This window comes from Halorubrum saccharovorum DSM 1137 (assembly GCF_000337915.1).
GTDB lineage: Archaea > Halobacteriota > Halobacteria > Halobacteriales > Haloferacaceae > Halorubrum > Halorubrum saccharovorum.
The window spans coordinates 340,743-360,494 of the sequence record NZ_AOJE01000070.1 but is presented as its reverse complement, the minus strand read 5'-3'; the positions used below and the strand labels follow the sequence as shown (position 1 = coordinate 360,494).

The following is a 19,752-nucleotide window of genomic DNA, read 5'->3' as shown; positions in this document are numbered from 1 at the left end:
TCGTCGAGGATGACTAACGCCGTCAGCGGCTTCTGAGCGCTCTCACCCCCCGTTACGGACTCAGGCGCGGTGATCGAAGCCGTTTCACACCGAATGTCGTACCGTCGATCACGAGATCCGAGTTTCCTCGGCGGGCTAAAGTCGGAGCACGGAACGGCACACCCTCTGCACACCCGAAGCGGTAGTTTCGCCCGGACTCGATCGACGACCGTACTGAAGGGCGTGCTGTGACCGCGCGTGATCAGAGGGAGCCGCTCCGATCGTGCGGACTGTCACCGATCCTAGTCATAAGACACCAAACCACATTGTCGGCTGCCGGATGAAGAAAGCCGTAGGCTCGCGATATGTATATCAATGATTGTAGTGCTACTATAGTATTCATTTGGAACTAGACTTGCGCATATACAATATATCCCTCGCCCTTGGAAGGTACACAGTGCTGTATAAGTGACCTTATCCGGAATTGTGGGATAGATTGAAGGGAAGGGCCCGAGTAGCCCAGAACGAGAGATGAGCGACGACCGCCGCTCGGTGAAGACGTACGTCCCCGAAGACCAGAAGGTGATCTGGCAGGACCACGCGGACGAATTGGGGATGTCGCAAAGCGAGTTCGTCAGAACGATGGTACAGGCCGGGAGACGTGGGTTTTCGATCGAGGAGAGCGATAACCCCGCCCAACCCGATCCGACTGGGTCTGACCCTAGGGGTAGCGACCTCGAAAGACGGGTCGAAGCGGCGCTCACCGACGGGGTGCTCTCGTGGGAGGAGCTCGTCGACGCCGTGTTCGACGACTTCGAAGGGCGCCTGGAGGACGCACTCGATTCGCTCCAGGATCGAAACCGCGTCCGGTACAACGGGCGGGAGGGAGGGTACACGCTGATCGATGAGTAGCACACGAGCCCCGGCCGAGGTCAACGATCCGGTCGCGTACTTCATCGAAGACCTCACTTATCACGGGAAGACCGAACGCACGCGAGACTCCTACGAGCGCGTTCTGCGTCGGTTCGAGTCGTTTCTCGATCGCGACACGACGCCCGCCTCAGCCACCCACCGCGACTGCATGGCGTTCGTTCATTCGCTGCGCGGCGACGTGGCCGACAGCACAGTGGCGACGTACGCGGCGTATCTCCACCGATTTTACGGGTACATGACCGAGGTCGGCGTCTTCGAGGGAAATCCCATGACGCTCGTGATGGAGGAGATGGACGAAACGGTGGATAAGGATCCGGCGCGGCGGGACGTGCCGATCCCGGCGATGCGCGAGTTCGTCGCAGACGTACGACATCCGCTCCACCGTGCGCTCGTCGTCACGCTGTTGAAGACCGGAATGCGGGTCGGCGAGCTCTGTAACCTCGATCTCCGCGATCTCGCGATCGACGACGAGGAACTCAGAGACGCGTTCTCCCTCGGTGGGCGCCCAGCCCTCGCGGACCGGCCGAACTCGCTGTACGTCACGCCGGACGCGGCGGTTGGCGAGGAGCTAAACGGGGAAGTCCGCACCGCGTCGAACAAGCGCAAGCGGGCCACCGTGATCCCGGTCGACGACGAACTGGCACGGGCGCTGAAACGGTGGCTCGCCGTGCGGCCGGACGGGGCCTCTCCGGCGAACCCCCTGTTCGTCGGCACCGCAGAGGGATGGGGCGAACGGCTCGACCCGCAAGCGGTCAGACACGTCGTCGAGCGCTACGCTCGCGAGGCGGGATGGTACCGTACCGGCGGGGGCGCCGCCGAGAACGTCACACCTCACTACTTTCGGCACTTCTTCACGACGCACCTCCGAGACCGGACTGGTGACCGCGGCGTCGTCAAGTACCTGCGCGGTGACGTCGCCGACGACGTGATCGACACGTACACCCACAACTGGGGCGATCAGGTCCGCGAGACGTACGAATCGAACGTATACCAGCTGTTGGGATAGCGGTCAGACGCGCGAACCGGTCCCACTAGAATTCTGTCGGTGAACCATCAACACATACTGTGTCCGATGTCAGTTAGATAAATCCTATGTAGCTATATACAATCAGATTCGATCTAACGTGTTCCTACCTGTGATATCACAACAGTTCGGGTTGTGAGTAGAACCATACGATCCGGCTAACCTGCTTCTTCGATAATTCTCTGAGTGAGTTGTTTCCCTCTGTCCGCAGTTATACCTCATTTATTAATATAAAATTCAGTTAGAACAGATGTATATATATTTATTCGGTGTATAATTGTAAGTGCTGGCAATTCCATTACACCAGTAGCACTGTATTGTCTACGAGGTCTTCCTCATCGACCGCGAGTGGACTTGTGCAGTTCACTGTGTTCCGCATGGAAAGACGGAAATTACGACAGCGAACGGAGAAACCTTCCTCACACGTCCAAAGCCGAGCGGAATCGGCTCGCGCCGTCGAGATAGAGGAGTTCTCTCCCAGTATCTACTGTAAGAGCGACGACCGATCGAACGACAGGGAGATCGAGTCGTCGATCCCGAGCAAATCCGTGATCGTCGGTGCGACATCCCGTGCGTCGACAGTGCTGTTGTCGAGTTCAAGCTCGGGTGCCGCGGGACCACCGACCCCATATATCCCGTAGGTGCCCTCGTCGACGCGGCCGTGCGATCCGGATATTTTCGTCGGGTCCAGCGATGCGAGCCCCGAGTCACCGAAGAACAGTTCACAGGGATCGAAGCCCGGCTTCGCGTGGATGTCCATGTCCGTAGCGTAGTACGGGGCCGATTCGTCGTCTAGCCACCAGTAATACTGGAACCAGGCATTCGAGTCCGCCACGAGGACGAGCTCACCAGCGTTTGGGGAATCGAGGTTACGCTTTCGTTTCCCCTCGGCGCCGAGGACGGCGTCGACGCCGTCGAGATCCTCCAGAGCGTGACGGGCTTCCTCTGGTGTGTCGGTGTACACGTGAGCCACTTGGTGGTCGACCATTGCGAACGCCCGCGATGCAGCGAGGTCGATCTCCTCACCGCCCTCTCCGTCGTCTTTCACCGAAAGCAAACCGGCTTCCCGGAGAACGCGGTTCGGGAATACTGGCGTGTCGACGGAATGGAATCCGTACTCGTTGACCACGTTAACGACCGTCTCGTGCCAGCGATCTGTCGTTTCGAGCCACTCAAGGAACTCCCCGATCATGTCGTCGACGGTCTCTACGGCCTCCTCGAGCTCCGCCGAACGGGGACCGTGCCGCTGGGCGTCGTAGTCCAAGTGTGGTACGTAGACCCAAAGCAGGTCGGGATCATGCCGATCGATCGACTCTCGGGCGGCCTGCAGAATCCACTCGCTGCTGGCCTCGTTGGCCGCCGGTCCCCAGTAGTTGTGCAGCGGGAAGTGGCCGTACTCTTCCCGGAGCGCGTCGTAGAACTCCTCCGGGTTCGTCCAGCAGTCCATCTCGATCATGTCGTTGTTCTCGTCTTCGATCGGCGACGGTGTGACGGCGCTGTCGGCCGATGTCCCGATGAGATGCTGGAAGAAGAGCGCGCCGGTCGTCAGATCCGCGTCATCGCTTGCGGCCTCCCACAGCCGATTTCGATCCGCTCGGTCCCGCTCCCAGAACGCGGCCGTATCCTCGTCGCGGTCGTACTCTCCGTTTGCGACATCTCCGTGCTCCGCCGGCGTCTGTCCCGTCGCCAACGTCGTCTGGGCAGGCACGGTGACTGCCGGAAACTGCGGCTCGAGCGACGCCACCGTGTCGGCGTCGACGAAGCGTTCGATGTTTGGTGCGAGCCCATCTTCGAGATGTCGGGGCTGTAGGCCAACGACGTCGAGGACGATCACACGGCCGGCGGCCGAATCCGCGGAGTCCGCGACAGCACTGGAATGCTTAGACATTATTCAACGGTTCCGCTTGGTGCGTCGTTCAGATGTCGCTCGGAGTAATCGTAGAGCTTCTGGAACTGTACGGAGAGATCGTGTTCGTCGACGCCTTGCGGCGATTTAAAGAAGGAAGCGAGCTGCGGCTGTTCCCCCCCTTCACCGTGTTCATCGGCGTACGCGATGAGGCGAATCAGATCGAGTACGAGGGGCGCGGCGAGCGCGGAGTCCGACCCCTCCCACGTGAACTGCATCTTCATCTTGGTCTCTAGGAACCCCTGGAAGTGGATGTGGTCCCAGGCCGTTTTCCAGTCGCCGAGCGACGGCGTGTAGTCGATCCGAACCGCGTTGTGGTGGTCGTACCCGAGAATCTGCTCGAGGAGATTCCCCTTGCTCTCGATCTTTCCTTCCTTGTTGGCGTCGTCCTCCAAGACGAGTCCGTCCGTGTTGCCGAGAATGTTGTGACCCTCCCAGGAGAGCACTTGGAGATTTCGACCGGCAAACATCGGCGCGAGGGCGGATTTCACGAGCGTCTCGCCGGTCTTGCCGTCACGTCCCATGTGAGGAACGTTCTTCTCCGCGGCCAGTTCTCTCAATCCGCCGAGGGCCGACCCCGTGCTCGGCGTGAAGTTGACGTACGGGTGCTCGTCGACCAGCGCGGCGTACGCATACAACGAACTGGCCGGCAGATCGGAGTCGTCCTCTTCGATCGCCGTTTCGAGCTCGTCCAAGGTGTCGAACTTCTCATCCCCCTTTATGGGTGGTTCGGTGGACGCGACGTTGACGACGACGAGTTTATCAACGTCCTGTTCTGCCGCAAACGTCTCGTAGTCGCTCCGTATCTGCGAAACGATCTCTGCGAGTGTCCCTTCGTTGGTCGCCTTGTCGTCGGACAGTTCCTCCACGACTTGGCCACACTTCCTCGCCGTACCCATGGTCACCCGCTCGTCGATCTCACGGAGGTCCTCGCGGACCGCGTCCAGCGTCTTGCTGTTCGGGACGCCGCCGGCCTCGTTTGCTTGTTCGACCGTCTCCTCGATGCTCTGATCGCGAATATCGTGGCCGCCGAAGACGAGATCGTCGACTGCCGGCAGATCGAGCGACGCCATCGGCTCTCTCGCCGTCACCATTCCCGTGGAGTCGACGGCCCCTCTAGCGATAGCTCGCGCACCAGTCATCGAGATACTCGCGACGTTGCCCCGTGCTCCGACTAACCACACTCCAGTCGTCATACTAACTGATTATTCCATTCATACATAATCATTTGGCTCTGTTGAACCCCGTTTCGTTGGACTGTCCGATAGCGGAAGCTCCGTCGCTGTACCCGCGACTGTGACGGCGTGAGTAGTAACACGGGGACCAGATGACGTACCTCACTACTTCCGCTACCGCGATTGCCACCGGTATCACCGTTTGCTTGGCCGTTCCCAACCGAGGGCGTTCCGAGTCAGATTGCGCTCATCCTTCTATTGTGGTATTCGGTCGTCCTTCACGGCTCCTCCTCGGTGTCCACTTGGCTACGTGAACCGACTGCGGTTCGATACCCTCAGTGCGGAGTCATCACTCACCACGTCATGTCCGTGTCTGAGTCTCGACGCGAGAGCTGTTTGCCGTTGCCGCTGAAATCGAGGTCCTTGTCCAGAACGGTCTCTTCGGGGTGGCGCCACTCTTCCTCGCAGTCCTCGCATTTCCAGACTTCGTAGGGGCGTCCCTCTTCCGGCTCTCGACGGACGGAGATCACGGCGGTGCCACAGTGGGGGCAGTGCTCGGGCATACCCCCGTGTTATGGGTGAACCAATATATAGACCCGTGCCGTGACAGCAACGGTCCATCGCTAAAACAGTTTAAAAAATGAGACAAAAAGATAATTATAGTGGGGTGGGAACTCACGTGTACATCATGTCAGTACCAATCATCGATCCGCATATGCATATGATCTCCAGAAATACAAATGATTACGAACGAGCGCGTTTGGCCGGCGTGGAGTGTTGTGTCGAGCCGGCGTTCTGGAGCGGGCAGGACAAGCAGCACGCGGAGTCGTTCTTCGATTACTTCGAGCAGATCATCGACTTCGAGACGAAGCGTGCCGACAGAGCGGCCGGTATCGACCACTACGTGACGATCGGACTCGAACCGAAGGAGGCGAACTACCCGGAGATGGCCGAGCGGGTGATGGATCGCGTTCCAGAGTATCTCGATCGAGACAACGTCATCGGTGTCGGCGAGATCGGACTCGATCAGGGGACCGAAGAGGAGGAGTACGCCTTCAGACGGCAGCTCCGTATGGCCGAGGAGCGCGAACTCCCCGTCATCGTCCACACTCCCCACACGAGCAAGCCTGAGGGTACCGAACGCATCGTCGAGATGATCCGAGATGAGGATGTCACGCAGGAGCGGATCGTCATCGACCACAACACGGAGAACACGATCGATATCACCTCCCAGACCGACTGCTGGATAGGGTTCACGCTCTACCCCGGGAAGATCGACGACGAGACCGCCATCGATATCCTCGAGGAGTACGGCACCGACAAGATGCTGCTCAACAGTGCGGCGGACTGGGACCCTTCCGACCCGCTCGCCGTTCCGAAGGCCCGCGACAAGATGCTGGATCGCGGCTGGGATCGTGAGGAGGTTCGGAAGGTCGTCTTCGAGAACCCCTACGAGTTCTTCGATCAGTCGCCGAACTTCGAGTACGAGGAGTACTGATGGAGTTCGGCTTCTCGCTGAACGCGTTTCAGCAACACGGGCTAGAAGAGAGCCTCGCGACGCTCGGAGACCTCGGCTACGACGGCGTCGAGATTCTGCTCGACGAGCCCCACCTCTTCCCGGGGACGGCTTCCGAGAGCGACGTGGCGGAGGTCCGCAACTTGCTCGATGCCAACGGCCTCTCGGTGAGCAACTGTAACGCGTTCATGCTCAAGGCGCTCGAACGCACCGATGAGAGCAAAGAGGCCGAGTACGACCGCGACACGGAGGGATTCCACCACCCGTCGTTCCTCGAACCCGCTGCCGAGGATCGCCGCGCGCGTATCGATCACACGAAGAACGCGCTCGAAACCGCCAGTGCGCTCGGTGCGGACAGCATCTCGCTCACACCGGGCGGCCCGATTCCGAAGGGAACCTCAACGGAGGACGCGATGGAGCTGTTCCTGGAGGGGATCCGCGCGGTCATGCCGACGGCCGAGGATGTCGGGGTAGATGTGCTCGTCGAACCGGAGCCCGAGCTGCTGATCGAGACCTCCGATGACTTCCTGGAGTTCGCTGAACAGATCGACTCACCGCGGATCGGCTGTAACTTCGACGCGGGTCACTTCTTCTGCGTCGACGAGGACCCGGTGGAACTGATCGACAAACTGTCCGCCCACACGGGCCATTACCATCTCGAAGATATTCCTGCGGACAAGACCCACGAACACACCCAGCTTGGTGACGGCGGGATGGATATCGATGGGTTCCTCCAAGCGCTCGAAGACAGGGATTACGACGGCTTCGTCACGATCGAACTGTATCCGTACGAGGAGACGCCACACGAAACTGCCAGTGGTGCGATGGACTACCTCGAAGACCATGGCTGGACCTGATACGCTCGCACTTCCGCTCGGACCGACATGAGCGAGGTCGACGGCAGTTTTCCGCCCATCGATCAGTGGCGCCGTTCGATCGCGGCCTACGCCAAACTCGTCCGGGTGCCGAATCTCTTCACTGCACCGCCGGACGTCGTCTTGGGTGCAGCTATCGTCAGTAGCTTCGGATACGCCGTTCGAATGGAGTCTGTCGCTGCCCTCGCAGTCGCTTCGATGCTACTGTACGCCGCGGGGACGACGCTGAACGACTATTTTGACGCCGAAGAGGACGCTCAGGAGCGCCCGGAACGACCGATCCCCTCCGGCGATATCTCCCGGAAACAGGCGCTGATCTTCGGGGCGGCGTTGCTCGTGACCGGGGTCGGCGTTGCCTTCCTGTCAGGGGGGTCGTCCGCCGCCGCCGTCGCTGCGATCCTCGCCCTGGGAATCGTGTTGTACGACGGGGCGTTCAAGGGATCGGTGCCCGGGTATCTGCTCATGGGCGGCAACAGGGGTATAAACGTCGTCCTCGGGATGGCTGCGGCAGCAGTACCGACTGTACTCCCGGCGAGAGCGTACGTGATTCCGGGGATCATCGTTCTGTACATCGGGAGCGTCACCTACATGGCGGAAAGCGAAACCGGGGGAACCGACCGGCTGGCAGTCTCTGTCGGCGTCGCGGGAACCTCGATCGCGGCCTTTGGCGTTGTCGGTGCGATTGCGGTTTCTCCCGTTTCCGCTGTCGGCACCGTTCTCACGGTGACACTGCTCGTCGGGTTTCTCATCTGGGCGGGGCGACCGCTACGAACAGCGTACGTCAATCCGTCGCCGGAGACGATCGGACCCGCCATCGGCGCATGCGTCCTCGGACTGACCATCTTGACCGCGGCGTTCGCCGCGACAGCCGGGATCCGGTGGTCGATCGCCGCGATCGTCTTCTTTATTCCGGCCGTTGGTCTCTCCCGAGTCTTCGACGTGAGCTGAGTAGGCAGTCTCATCGGCCCACCGGTCCGTACCCCTCGTCGATCGCGGGAATTCGGTAGGCTGCTGTCATGAGCACAAAGAATATGATCCAGTAGAGTGAAATCCGGGACATGGTCGACCTGGCCTTCTCGACGAACGCGTACACGCAGTTCGGACTACCGGAGGCGATCAGACGAGTCTCGGATCACGGATACGGCGGGGTCGAGATCCTCGCTGACACGCCTCACGCGTATCTCCCGCAGTTTGACGAGGCCGACCGGAACTCGCTCGCGTCGGCGCTCGACGAAACCGGGATCGAAGTGGCGAACATCAACGCGAACACGGTGACCGGATACTACGATGACGCGCCGCCATCGTCGTTCTTCGATCCGACGATAATCACCGCAGACGACGACGAACGCGCCTGGCGAATCGAGTACACGAAGGACGCGATTGACCTCGCTGAAACGGTCGGCGCACCCGCCGTTTGTGTCGCGACCGGGAGACCGCTGCCCGGAAATCCGCCCGAACAAGCCAGAGAGTATCTCCTCCGCTCGCTTGACGAGATTACTGACTACGCTGAGGCGGCCGGTGTCGACGTGGGCATCGAGTTCGAGCCGGAACTCCTCGTGGAGTGCACCGACGAGGTCCTAGAACTCATCGACGACGTCGGGAGTGACGCCCTGGGTGTTAATTTGGATATCGGCCACGCGGCCGTGTACGGTGAAGACCCGGCCGAGAGCGTCCGGAAATGCGCCGAAAATATCACCGGAGTTCACCTCGAGGATATCGCTGGCGGGCGCCGGGGGAAACATTACCATCTCATCCCCGGAGAAGGCGATCTCGACTTCGAGAGCGTATTCGATGCGTTGGACGACGTTGGCTACGACGGGTTCGCGACCATGGAACTGTACACGTATCCCGACGCTCCCGACCGGGCGGCCGCCGAAGCCTATACCTTCCTCGAAGAACACGTTCGCTGAATCCTCTGGCAAGCGCCTCGCACTCTGGAGAGCCGATCGACCGGTGCTCGACCGCGAGGACAACGGTTCGAATTTCGATGTCGAACGATCGGTGAAAACGGAGAGTCCCAGAAAAGGGAGCCGACCTACAACAGGGCGGGGTGGGTGTCGGAGTCGGTCCCGCAGATGCCGCCGTAATGGGGACGGCTGTTGAGCCGTTCGAGCCATGAGGCGCCGATCTTCATACTCGCCATCGGCTGCGGCGCAGCGTCGTACTCGTAGATGAGGTAATCGACGTCGGCGGCGTTTCGAGCGACGGTCGCGACGGCCTCCATGTTGACGGCACCTTCGTCGATCTCGTAGAAGTCCCCGCCGGCCATGTTCTTCATGTGGATCGAGAAGACCTTGTCGCTGTACTTCTGGATGTACTCGATCGGGTCGTATCCGCCGGTCAGGACCCATCCCGCGTCGATCTGGAGGTGGGCGTTGTCGTTGAGGTTCTCGACGAAGACATCGAATGCGGGCGTGTCGCCGATCGTCTCTTCGAACTCGTGGTTGTGGTTGTGGTAGCCGTACTGGATGTCCTCCTCGGCGAGCCTGTCGGCGACGGCGTTGACGCGGCCGGCGAACTCCTCCAGAGCGCTCTCGTCGGAGAACGTGTCCGGCCCTTGGTAGGCGTGAACGAGGTGGTTGACGCCGTAATCGGAGAGGGTCTGAATGAACTCGTCGTTGTCTTCCAGACTACCGACGCCGACGTGGGCGCTGCCCATCTCCACGTCGGTCTCTTCGAGCGCGGTGGTGATCGAGTCCACGTTGTCGAAGCCCGTGAACGGCTCGACCATGTCGTACCCCGCGTCGTCGGCCTCGTGAATCAGCTCTGCGACCGACTTGTCGGAGTTCGCGTTGTAGGTCCAGAACTGCGTTCCGATCGCGATCTCGTCTTCCTCTCCGTGAATGGAGGCGTTATCCGGGTCGAACTGCTGGGCCTGTGCCGACGACGCCCCAGCAACGCCCACGACGCCAGCGGTCCCGATACCCTGGAGGACACGGCGGCGGTTAGTTGAGAGAGCTGCGTTACTACTAGCTTCTTCGGCGTCAGACTGGTTTGTATTACTCATTGTGTCCGTAGTTGCTAGGCCTTCGTTGTTAGCGGCATCTCTTCCTACCATTGATCATGATGGTAGGTTGTGTGCTAATCACTGACTGGCTCATAATAATTGTTTCGGTGAGACGGCGTAAGGTGAGCAGATCAACCAATTTCATAATAGGGTCACCCGCCTCAGAGGCGGTCGAGGTATTAGATTGTTTCTCTGTCAGGATCTTATTTACTTATTTACTCTTCTAGTAAAAAAATGTTTATGAATGTGGCTGACCGTGTTTTCACTGATGGTAGAGCATACATCGCGTCGAAAGACGTTAGAGATCGCAGGTAGCGTAGCGACAGTAACCTTCCTCGCAGGATGCTCGAGTGATAGCGAGCCCAGCGATGGCGATGACGGGTCTACCGACGACGGGTCCACCGACGACGGGTCCACCGACGACGGATCCACCGATGACGGATCCACCGACGACGGATCCACCGACGACGGATCCACCGATGACGGATCCACCGACGACGGGTCCACTGATGACGGATCCACTGATGACGGATCCACCGACGACGGATCCACCGACGACGGATCCAGTGGTGACGACAGCAACACCGTGGACCCCGCCGAGTGGGAGGACGTGAGTACGATCCACCTCGAGAGCGACGGAGTCAATTGGAAGGGCGTCGCACCGGAGATGATCGCCGACGCACAGAACCCGACAATCGTTCTCTTCGAGGGCAACGAGTACGAATTCATCTACGAGAATGGTGACGGCGGCCGCCACAACCTCGAACTCTGGAACGAGGAGCAGAGCGTTGTCAACGGATACAGCACGGAGCTGATGCGTGAGCAGGGTGAGCAGCTGTCGTTCACCGCCGAGGCGACGCCTGAGATCGCCAACTACGTCTGTAACCCCCACAGCGCGACGATGATCGGCGAAGTCCGGATCGAGTAATCTACTGCGGTACCTCCGAAAGAAGCCCGCTCGCTAAGGGATAGGGTCTCGTGGTGTACTCGACCCCCACACTGGGGAAACGAACCGCTCGTGCCCGTCCCGGTCGGGTGGTTACGCCCCGTGAATCCACCGGAAATACATTTTCTCGACGCTCCGGCAAGCCGATTCCGACGGACGCTGTCGATCGGACATGAGGGCCCACTGACGTCGCCCATTGGGGAATTTGAGACGGCGATCCGTACCGTCTAGCGTATGGCCTTTGAAACGGCGCCTGACGAGGCCTGCCGGACCTGATGTGATTACGATGAGCCAACCGCTATCTATCGGTATTCTAGGACCCGATTCACGGTGAACGCGCTCTCGAACGCGCTCGGTCAACATCCTCGACAGCCTCGGATCGAACGCCCTTCGCACCGGGCCGTCAATCGAGGCACCTGACGCCGACGTATCCGTGTTCTGCGAAAACCCGCTCGACGCCGCGGTGCGCTCGTTCCGGACACCGCTACCACAACCGGTTCTTCGGGGAGGGGCCTGTCCGAGACGGTACTGTTACAGGACCCAGCTATCGGTCGAAAAACTACTCAAAACGGATACTCGAAACGGCGATTCGAACTCGGTACTGCCGCGAGGGACCGGTTATCCCTCGTACTCGATCATGTACACCTTACTTTCCTCACCGGCCCACGGCGGGCCGTACGTCTGGAGGAACAGCCGACCGTCCGCACCGACCGCCATATCGTTCGGTGACTGGAACTCCTCGTCCGGAAGGAAGTCACCGAACTCGACGCTGCCGTCGTCGTTGTACGTGACGTACTTGATGTAGTTGGTGCCCCATTCCATGATGAACTGCTTGCCGTCGAAGTACGGATTGAGCGCGCCCTCGCCGAACGATTCGTTGTAGCGGTAGCGCGGGCCTGCCATCGGCGCACCGCCGGCCGGAAGTTCGGGGAAGCTTCTCTCGCCAGGGACCGGCATGTCGACCCAGTCGGGAGCCTCGAGGTAGCCCTCCCACGACCGCGGATACCAAATGTCGGCCGGCTGGACCGGCGGGAGGTCGGTGAGCCCGTCGTTGTTCGGGGAGTCGTTGGTCAGGTTCTGAGGCCAGTAGGGCTGGCCGGACTCCTCGTTCTCGAAGTCGTAGCGGCGGTACGGGTAGTTGTACCCTCGGGAGAACGGCCATCCGGCGTTGTGAGCCTCACAGATCTGTCGGTACTCGACGATACCGACGGGGCCGCGCTCGGGGTCCCAGGAACCGGCGTCGGGACCGTAGTCGGCGAGGAACAGGTTACCGCTCTCGTCGTCAAACGAAATCGTGTAGGGATTCCGACAGCCCAGCACGTAGATCTCGGGCTGGACAAGGTCCTGGTCGATCTCGTCGGCGTATCCGTTCGCCTCGGTGAACAGGTTGTCGTCCGGAATCGAGTAGGAACCGTCGTCTTCTGGGGTGATCCGGAGGATACTCCCGCGGAGGTCGGCGGTGTTTCCGGCGGTACGCCGCGCGTCGAAGTTTTTGCGGCCATCTCGGCCGTCGAGCGGCGAGTAGCCGCTCGATTCGAAGGGGTTGGTGTCGTCGCCGGTCGTGATGAAGAGGTTGCCGTCGTTGTCGAACTCGAGATACCCACCGACGTGACAGCACGTCTCGCGCTGGTGCGGAATACGGAGAATCTCCGTTTCGGACTCGGGGTCGATCGTGTCGTCCTCCATGGTGAACCGCGACACCAGCATGTACGGGTTGTCGGGATCCTCGAGTTCCCCTTCCGGCGGGACGTAGAAGATGTAGACCCAGCCGTTCTCTTCGAAGTTCGGATCGAACGTGATCCCCTGACCGCCATCCTCTTCGAAAGTGCCGACAGGGAGCTCGAGTGCAGTCCCCGTGTCGCCCGAATCGGGGTAGATGTAGCCGACGTTTGCCGTCCCAGTGTTGCCCTCTGCGCCGAAGAGCGCGCCCTTGGTGATGTAGAACACGCGCCCGTCCGGCGCCACGTCCAGCGACATCATCGCCTCGTCGACGACGAGCTCCGTCACGGAGTAGTTGTCCCAGTTCGTGGCCGCGTCGGCGTCGACTTCCGGAACCGTGCCGCCGTCGGAGCCGTCGCTTCCGTCACTGCCGTCACTGCCGTCGCTTCCGTCGGAGCCGTCGCTTCCGTCGGAGCCGTCGCTTCCGTCGGAGCCGTCGCTTCCGTCGGAGCCGTCGCTTCCGTCGGAGCCGTCGCTTCCGTCACTGCCGTCAGAGTCCGAACCGTCGCCACCATCGCCGCCCGAACCGCCACACCCGGCTAGGCCGACCGCGGCGCTCACTCCGCCAAGACCCTTAAAAATCCGACGTCGTCTATTGGTAGAACCTTCTGACTCGTCTGACTGTTGATCAGGCATACGGAACGTTATGTATAATGAATATAAAAAAGCGTTTCGAAGCGTGTGACGGAATAGCAGTTTCCAATCTAACAAGAATACACAGAGTGGTGATACAGCCCTATTTATTATAACCCGAGTGCATCGAAGCAGATATACGGGGGTGTCCACGTCATACGTTTATGACTGGTATTGACAACGGGCCCGCTTCAGACGAGATAACACGATGACGGACGACAATCCCACCGATATTGTCGACGATCAGGCCACTGGGGATACCACCGAGTACTCGAAAGTGTGGATGAACGAATCGAAGAGCGACATCTCTTCGTCCCCGCCGGATGTCGATGTCAAGTCCGAGTGGGGAAGCGTAACAGTGTATCTGCCGGAATCACTGCGTAATGAGCTTGAGTTGACCTACCGGAAGCTGGGTTACGAATGCAAACAGTCCCACGGGAGAGATCTCCAGAAACTGCGTGATTTTTATCCGTTGGTGTTTGCGATGGGACTTGAAAGCCTCGAGAGCACCGACAGCGAGGACGCCCTCTCTGTGCTAGATTTCATTCTCGAAGACTACGAGTGATCGACGAGCAATCGAATCGCATTTGCGGATTCACCGCGATCGAACTCCTCTATCTCTATTCTGACTCACTGACGCACCGATCCGTTTCGACGATCTCGTGTTACCGAGCGTTCCCCAATGAAACGTGTTTCACCGACAACCGCGATGAGAAACGACCGGCGGCTGCATTAAACGACCGGCGGCGGCATTCCACCAATCGCACACGCTGGGTGGACGGTGAAATTGAAACCCACAGTCGGAAACCGCGGTGCGGTGTTTATTCTTCGCTCTCGTAAGACTCACCGACAGCGGAGGGTGTCCGCGTGGATCCCCAGACGGAGAGCACGAGAATCACACCGACGTACGGGAAGAGGTTCACGAGTCTGTTCGGGACCTCGATACCGACCGTCTGCAACTGGATCTGTAGCATGTCCAAGCCGCCGAACACGAGCGCTGCGATGCCCGCCCCGAGCGGGTTGTAGTTACCGAACAGGTAGGCGACGATACCGATCCNTAGCATGTCCAAGCCGCCGAACACGAGCGCTGCGATGCCCGCCCCGAGCGGGTTGTAGTTACCGAACAGGTAGGCGACGATACCGATCCACCCGCGACCGCCGACCATCGTCTGTCCGGATCCGGTGAACGATCCCGCCTGTGCGAGCAACACTGCGCCACCCAGGCCGGCCATTACGCCGGAGAAGATCACGGCTGCGTATCGAACACGCGTGACGTTGACACCGGCCGTGTCGAGTGCCTCCGGATTTTCACCGGCCGCCTGGATCCAATATCCGTACTTCGTGTCGTTGAGGAACTTCCATGCAACGACAATCAAGATTGCAGTGGCGATCACCAGCGGCGAGGTGTCGAAGAGAATCGGACCGAGCACGGGAATATCCGCGAGCACGGGGATCGTCAGATCGTTGATGCTCTCGAGGCTCGGGCTGTTTCGACTGTCCCAGACGAGCACCGCCATGAACGGTCCGAATCCGAGACCGATGAACCACAGCGCCAATCCCGCGACGATCTGGTCCGCTTCGTACCTGATCATCAGGATCGCGAACAGGATCGCGAGCACGAGACTGACCAGCACCGAGGCGAGGATCGCGAGCCAGATGTCGCTCTGGCCCGGATCGCCCCCGCTGATAATCCACATCATCGTGGCCGCGGTCGCCGCTCCGAAGATCATGAAGCCCTCAACACCGATGTTGAAGACACCGCTCTTCTCGGCGTACAGCCCGCCGACAGCCGTCAGTGCGATCGGAGTCGCAGCCTGGAAGGAGCGCTCGACGAACCCGATCGTGACGATCTCCCAGAACGGCAGGTCCATCGCTACTGCCGCGATCGCCGCCGCAGCGATGAGGACTGCGACGCCCGCAACCCCAATTTTGTTTTCCTTGGCAAATTCGGCGACGTTCATCATCGGTCACCCCCTAAGCCAGTCCGCACGGCAGCCATACGAAACAGTTCCGGTACGGCGACGAAGAGGATGACGAGCCCGATGACGCCGTCGATGAGCTGTACGGGAACGTCGGTGTAGATGCCGATGTGAGAGCCGGCGGACTCGAGACCGCCGAACAGTAACCCCGCTGGAATAATGCCGAGCGGGTTGTTCGCGGCGAGCAGGCTCACGGCGATCGCGTCGAACCCATACGTTCCGATGCCACTCGGGTCTGTGTAGTAGCCCTGAATCATAATTGCGAATACTGCGCCGGCGATTCCCGCTACCATCCCCGAGAGGGCCATGGTCGAGACAACCGTCTGCTTGGCGCTGACGCCCGAGTACGTCGCCGCCGATTCCTGATGGCCGCTGGTCACCATATCGTACCCGAACCGGCTGCGTTCCATCACGACGTAGATGACCACGACCGTAGCGAGCGCAATCCCCAATCCGATTACCGAGAAGCTGGGGCTATCGAACAGAATATTGGGAAAGGAGACGTACTCCGGAATCCGCTCCGTGTTCGGCGCCGCGTTCCCCTCTCCACGGAGTGGATTCTGGACCAACCAGCCGACAACACCGGTCGCGATGAAGTTCAACATGATCGTCGTAATGATCACGTTCGCGTCCGCGTAGGCCTTCAGCGCGCCGGGTAGTGCTCCGTACGCGCCGCCAGCGAGTGTCCCTGCGAGAGATCCGATAATGATCAGTGCGACACCGCCGACAACACCCTCGGGTAACAGCGGCGCCATCCAGATGATCGACATGATGGTCGTGATGCCGCCGACCACGAACTGGCCTTGAACCCCGATGTTGAACACTCCGGCCCGAAACGCGACTGCGACCGCGACGCCGGTCAGGATGAACAGCGTTGAGAACCGCAGTGTTCGCGCGATAGCCGACTGTCCGCCGAGCGCCCCTTCGATCATGCTCGTAATGAACTGTACCGGATCGTACCCGGCCGCCGCGACGATACTGACACCAATGATGAGGGCCAGCGCCGTCGAGGCCGTCGCGATTGCCAGCCGCTCGAACACAGACGCACGTAACATGCGGCTGGCGGCTCGATCGATCGCGTCATAGAGGCGCCCAGACGATCCGCTCACGACTGGACACCTCCACTGGGCGTATTTTCACGAGGGATATCGCCCTCGGTAGTGTTGTGCCCAGCCATCAGCATTCCGAGCTCTTCTTCGGTCGTTTCCACCGGATCGACTGTGTCTATGAATTCGCCTTCGTACATTACCGCGATCCGATCCGAGAGTTTCTGGATCTCATCGAGCTTCGAGGAGACAACGACGATCCCCATCCCAGACTCACGCAGTTCCAGCAACCGATCGTGAATAAACTCGATCGAACCAATATCGACGCCTCGGGTCGGGTGAGACGCGATCATCACATCTGGGTTGTGTTCGATCTCCCGTCCGACGATGAACTTCTGCTGGTTCCCGCCGGACAGCGACTTTGCTTCGGTACTTTTGTCCGGTGGCTGCACGTCGTACTCTTCGATGATATCTCCGGCGTGCTCGTCGACAGAATCCCAGTCGATCATCCCGTTTTCGACGAACGGTTCGACGGTCTGGTTCCCCAACAAGGCGTTGCGAACCAGCGTATAGTCCTGAACGAGCCCCTCCGTCGTCCGGTCTTCCGGGATGTACGCGATTCCGTCTTTGATCCGCTGGCGTCTGTTCGTCTCCGTGATGTCTTTTCCGTGGAACTGAACAGATCCGGAGTCAACGTCACGTAGCCCCGTCAGCGCTTCGACGAGCTCCGTCTGCCCGTTCCCTTGGACCCCTGCAATTCCGAGAATTTCACCCTCCTGAACGGACAGATCGACGCCGCTCACCTGTTCGAGATCTCGGTCATCTCGGACGCGGAGTCCGCTTGCTTCAAGCACGGAGGCCCCGGTGGACGGATCCCGAGATGGACGGTCGAACTGAATCTCTCGGCCGACCATCATCCGCGCCAACTCCTCTTCGGAAGTTTCAGCGGTATCGACCGTGCCAATAGCCTCACCATCTCGCAAAACGGTGATCTCGTCGGCCGTCTGGAGCGCCTCTCCGAGCTTGTGTGTGATAAATATGAGCGAGTGACCGGCGTCCGCGAGCTCTTCCATCACGTCAAGCAGATCCTCGATCTCTTGCGGAGTGAGGACGGCGGTCGGCTCGTCGAGGATGAGAATATCAGCCCCGCGGTACAGGCTCTTCACGATTTCAACGCGCTGTCGGGATCCGAGGTCGAGGTCTTGGACCTTCGTGTCGAGGTGCTGATCGACGTTGAAATCGTAGTGTGAGCAGATCTCTTCGATATCGGCTCGAGCGGAATCTTTGTCGACGAGGCCGCTACTGGTCGGCTCGTGGCCGAGAATGATATTCTGGAGCACCGTCATGGTGTCCACCAACTGGAAATGCTGGTGGATCATCCCGATGCCCGCGTCCATCGCGTCCCGAGGCGAGTCGAACGTTCGCGTCTCGCCGTTGACGGAGATGGTGCCGGCGTTTTTCTCGTAGAGTCCATAGAGGACGCTCATCAGCGTCGTCTTTCCGGACCCGTTCTCACCGAGGAGAGCGTGAATCGATCCCTCTTCCAACGAGAAATCGACGTTGTCGTTCGCCACGACGTCGCCGAACCGTTTCGTGATACCCTCCATGCGAACGGCGGGTGGTGTGTCTTTAGTTGTCATTGTCCTTTGTAGGAGGTGTGATCGTAAAATACCGACCGAAAACTGCGAGAGAATTAGTTGCTACAGCCGGAGGCGGAACACGGAACCTCGATATCGCCGCTCGTGATGCCGTCTTTCGCTTCCTGAATGTTCTGCGAGACGACGTCCGGGAGGCTCCCTTCGAACGCCTGGCCGATCACGACGTCGACGCCCTCCTCTTCGAGGCCGAGCGTGTTTGCACCCGTCACGCTCTCGAAGTTGCCCTCGGCGACCGCGCCGGCGACTTCCTGCGTCCCCGCGTTGATGTACTTGACCGCGGAGCCGATGATGACGTCCTGGAACTCCTCCAGAGTCACGGACTGGTCCGCGTCGACGCCGATCGCGAACCGGTCGTTCTCCTGGGCAGCCGCGAAGACTCCCTGTCCGGCCGCCGCTGCAGCGTGGTAGACGATGTCCGCGCCGTTGTCGTACTGCGAGGAGGCGATACTGGACGCGGTGTCCGTGTCGCTGTAGTTCCCGATGTACCCGACGTCGACATCGACATCGGAGTTGACCCACTCCGCACCGGCGATGTAGGACTCCTCGAACGCGTTGATGAGCGACCCGTCGACGCCCCCGACGAAGCCGATGTGAGCGTTGCTCGGATCGTTCGAGTTCCCTTCGTGGGAGAGCTCTTCGGTCGTCATCGTCCCGCCGAGGACGCCCGCGAGGTAGGACATCTCGTGGTTGGCCCACGTGTACCCGGCCACGTTCGGCTCGTCGACGTGGGCGTTGATGAGCATCCAGTTCTGGTCCGGATAGTCGACGGCGTTCTGCGTGAGTGCCTCGGTGTGGTTGTACGAGACCAACACGATGAGGTCGTAGTCACCGCTCTCGGCGAGGTTCGCCTGCGTGGACTGGTAGTTCGACTGCTCGGTTTCCTCGACCTGGTTGATCTCGATGTTGTACTCCTCCGCTGCCGTTTCGAGACCTTCGACCGCGAGGTCGTTGAACGCGCTGTCGTCGAAGCCGGCCGGGCTGGAGACGATCGCGATGTTCGTCGTCGATCCCGAGTCGCCGCCGTCGCTCCCGTCACTGCCGTCGCTCCCGTCACTGCCGTCGCTCCCGTCACTGCCGTCGCTCCCGTCACTGCCGTCGCTCCCGTCGCTTCCGTCGCCGCCGTCACCGCCGAGACAGCCGGAGAGCGTCGTCCCGGCGACGACCGTGGCACCCGCTGCGAGCACGGAGCGGCGCCCGGTCGTCGTTGTTTCGTCCGAGTTTGCAGACCTGTCAGGGTTATCCGTGTTAGACGTCATAGTCCGGTGAATGAAGTCCTACATTAAAAAATTATTCATTACCGTGTATTATCTACCGTGATAGACCGGGCGTCGACCGCAAGGCTGATAATTAGAGCAG

17 protein-coding genes are annotated in these 19,752 nt (G+C 60.2%); 8 read left to right on the top strand and 9 right to left on the bottom strand.

What is annotated here, in order from left to right; all coding sequences use genetic code 11:
* Positions 1-510 precede the first annotated feature (510 nt).
* Both C471_RS16040 and C471_RS16035 read left to right on the top strand, forming a co-directional pair.
* Positions 511-891: a DUF5805 domain-containing protein gene (locus tag C471_RS16040; RefSeq protein WP_004050824.1), complete on the top strand. Its 381-nt coding sequence runs from the start codon at positions 511-513 to the stop codon at positions 889-891.
* On the top strand, positions 884-1,918 hold the full coding sequence (locus C471_RS16035; RefSeq protein ID WP_004050821.1) for a tyrosine-type recombinase/integrase: 1,035 nt from the start codon (positions 884-886) through the stop codon (positions 1,916-1,918). Before C471_RS16040 ends, C471_RS16035 begins: the two co-directional genes overlap by 8 nt.
* A gap of 502 nt (positions 1,919-2,420) precedes the next feature.
* Here C471_RS16035 and C471_RS16030 read toward each other — a convergent pair.
* The 3 genes from C471_RS16030 to C471_RS16020 all read right to left on the bottom strand — a co-directional run bounded on the left by C471_RS16030 (position 2,421) and on the right by C471_RS16020 (position 5,580).
* Positions 2,421-3,824 (bottom strand): alkaline phosphatase family protein, encoded by a 1,404-nt coding sequence (locus tag C471_RS16030; protein ID WP_049909501.1) that lies wholly within the window; start codon positions 3,822-3,824, stop codon positions 2,421-2,423.
* Positions 3,824-5,038: an inositol-3-phosphate synthase gene (locus C471_RS16025; RefSeq protein ID WP_080505625.1), complete on the bottom strand. Its 1,215-nt coding sequence runs from the start codon at positions 5,036-5,038 to the stop codon at positions 3,824-3,826. Before C471_RS16025 ends, C471_RS16030 begins: the two co-directional genes overlap by 1 nt.
* Positions 5,039-5,370: 332 nt before the next feature.
* Positions 5,371-5,580 (bottom strand): hypothetical protein, encoded by a 210-nt coding sequence (locus C471_RS16020; protein WP_004050817.1) that lies wholly within the window; start codon positions 5,578-5,580, stop codon positions 5,371-5,373.
* A 152-nt stretch (positions 5,581-5,732) separates the two neighbouring features.
* On the opposite strand from C471_RS16020, the gene C471_RS16015 reads away from it, so the two are divergent.
* The 4 genes from C471_RS16015 to C471_RS16000 all read left to right on the top strand — a co-directional run bounded on the left by C471_RS16015 (position 5,733) and on the right by C471_RS16000 (position 9,318).
* Positions 5,733-6,515, top strand: a complete 783-nt coding sequence (locus C471_RS16015; protein ID WP_080505624.1) for a TatD family hydrolase — start codon at positions 5,733-5,735, stop codon at positions 6,513-6,515.
* Entirely contained in the window at positions 6,515-7,390 is an 876-nt protein-coding gene (locus C471_RS16010) for a sugar phosphate isomerase/epimerase family protein (protein WP_004050808.1), read from the top strand. The genes C471_RS16015 and C471_RS16010 overlap by 1 nt, the downstream gene beginning before the upstream one ends.
* Before the next feature lie 27 nt (positions 7,391-7,417).
* Positions 7,418-8,356, top strand: a complete 939-nt coding sequence (locus C471_RS16005; protein WP_004050800.1) for a UbiA family prenyltransferase — start codon at positions 7,418-7,420, stop codon at positions 8,354-8,356.
* 110 nt (positions 8,357-8,466) lie between these two features.
* A complete protein-coding gene (locus tag C471_RS16000) occupies positions 8,467-9,318 on the top strand; it encodes a sugar phosphate isomerase/epimerase family protein (RefSeq protein WP_004050795.1) in 852 nt (283 codons plus the stop codon).
* A 125-nt stretch (positions 9,319-9,443) separates the two neighbouring features.
* On the opposite strand, the gene C471_RS15995 is transcribed toward C471_RS16000, so the two are convergent.
* Complete coding sequence (locus C471_RS15995) at positions 9,444-10,415, bottom strand: sugar phosphate isomerase/epimerase family protein (RefSeq protein ID WP_160163158.1); 972 nt, start codon at positions 10,413-10,415, stop codon at positions 9,444-9,446.
* A 268-nt stretch (positions 10,416-10,683) separates the two neighbouring features.
* Between C471_RS15995 and C471_RS15990 the strand changes: the two genes are divergently transcribed.
* Positions 10,684-11,343: a cupredoxin domain-containing protein gene (locus C471_RS15990; protein ID WP_004050791.1), complete on the top strand. Its 660-nt coding sequence runs from the start codon at positions 10,684-10,686 to the stop codon at positions 11,341-11,343.
* Between the two features lie 636 nt (positions 11,344-11,979).
* On the opposite strand, the gene C471_RS15985 is transcribed toward C471_RS15990, so the two are convergent.
* Complete coding sequence (locus C471_RS15985) at positions 11,980-13,641, bottom strand: PQQ-dependent sugar dehydrogenase (protein ID WP_004050789.1); 1,662 nt, start codon at positions 13,639-13,641, stop codon at positions 11,980-11,982.
* A 280-nt stretch (positions 13,642-13,921) separates the two neighbouring features.
* On the opposite strand from C471_RS15985, the gene C471_RS15980 reads away from it, so the two are divergent.
* Positions 13,922-14,278, top strand: a complete 357-nt coding sequence (locus C471_RS15980; RefSeq protein WP_004050786.1) for a hypothetical protein — start codon at positions 13,922-13,924, stop codon at positions 14,276-14,278.
* Between the two features lie 256 nt (positions 14,279-14,534).
* On the opposite strand, the gene C471_RS15975 is transcribed toward C471_RS15980, so the two are convergent.
* From C471_RS15975 to C471_RS15960, 4 genes are all read right to left on the bottom strand, one after another.
* Positions 14,535-15,674: an ABC transporter permease gene (locus tag C471_RS15975; protein WP_049909528.1), complete on the bottom strand. Its 1,140-nt coding sequence runs from the start codon at positions 15,672-15,674 to the stop codon at positions 14,535-14,537.
* Complete coding sequence (locus C471_RS15970; RefSeq protein WP_004050782.1) at positions 15,674-16,747, bottom strand: ABC transporter permease; 1,074 nt, start codon at positions 16,745-16,747, stop codon at positions 15,674-15,676. The genes C471_RS15975 and C471_RS15970 overlap by 1 nt, the downstream gene beginning before the upstream one ends.
* Before the next feature lie 50 nt (positions 16,748-16,797).
* Positions 16,798-18,345, bottom strand: coding sequence for an ABC transporter ATP-binding protein (locus tag C471_RS15965; protein ID WP_004050781.1), 1,548 nt, complete (start codon positions 18,343-18,345; stop codon positions 16,798-16,800).
* Positions 18,346-18,431: 86 nt separating this feature from the next.
* A complete protein-coding gene (locus C471_RS15960) occupies positions 18,432-19,580 on the bottom strand; it encodes a BMP family lipoprotein (protein WP_004050780.1) in 1,149 nt (382 codons plus the stop codon).
* Positions 19,581-19,752: the final 172 nt, after the last annotated feature.

Bases quoted from the DNA above. Each gene is read 5' to 3' on its own strand.
- C471_RS16040 (WP_004050824.1), top strand. From the start codon at position 511: ATGAGCGACGACCGCCGCTCGGTGAAGACGTACGTCCCCGAAGACCAG.
- C471_RS15965 (WP_004050781.1), bottom strand. From the start codon at position 18,345: ATGGAGGGTATCACGAAACGGTTCGGCGACGTCGTGGCGAACGACAAC.
- C471_RS15995 (WP_160163158.1), bottom strand. From the start codon at position 10,415: ATGAGTAATACAAACCAGTCTGACGCCGAAGAAGCTAGTAGTAACGCA.
- C471_RS15970 (WP_004050782.1), bottom strand. From the start codon at position 16,747: ATGTTACGTGCGTCTGTGTTCGAGCGGCTGGCAATCGCGACGGCCTCG.
- C471_RS16010 (WP_004050808.1), top strand. From the start codon at position 6,515: ATGGAGTTCGGCTTCTCGCTGAACGCGTTTCAGCAACACGGGCTAGAA.
- C471_RS16035 (WP_004050821.1), top strand. From the start codon at position 884: ATGAGTAGCACACGAGCCCCGGCCGAGGTCAACGATCCGGTCGCGTAC.
- C471_RS16015 (WP_080505624.1), top strand. From the start codon at position 5,733: ATGCATATGATCTCCAGAAATACAAATGATTACGAACGAGCGCGTTTG.
- C471_RS16030 (WP_049909501.1), bottom strand. From the start codon at position 3,824: ATGTCTAAGCATTCCAGTGCTGTCGCGGACTCCGCGGATTCGGCCGCC.
- C471_RS15990 (WP_004050791.1), top strand. From the start codon at position 10,684: ATGGTAGAGCATACATCGCGTCGAAAGACGTTAGAGATCGCAGGTAGC.
- C471_RS15980 (WP_004050786.1), top strand. From the start codon at position 13,922: ATGACGGACGACAATCCCACCGATATTGTCGACGATCAGGCCACTGGG.
- C471_RS16005 (WP_004050800.1), top strand. From the start codon at position 7,418: ATGAGCGAGGTCGACGGCAGTTTTCCGCCCATCGATCAGTGGCGCCGT.
- C471_RS16000 (WP_004050795.1), top strand. From the start codon at position 8,467: ATGGTCGACCTGGCCTTCTCGACGAACGCGTACACGCAGTTCGGACTA.
- C471_RS16020 (WP_004050817.1), bottom strand. From the start codon at position 5,580: ATGCCCGAGCACTGCCCCCACTGTGGCACCGCCGTGATCTCCGTCCGT.
- C471_RS16025 (WP_080505625.1), bottom strand. From the start codon at position 5,038: ATGACGACTGGAGTGTGGTTAGTCGGAGCACGGGGCAACGTCGCGAGT.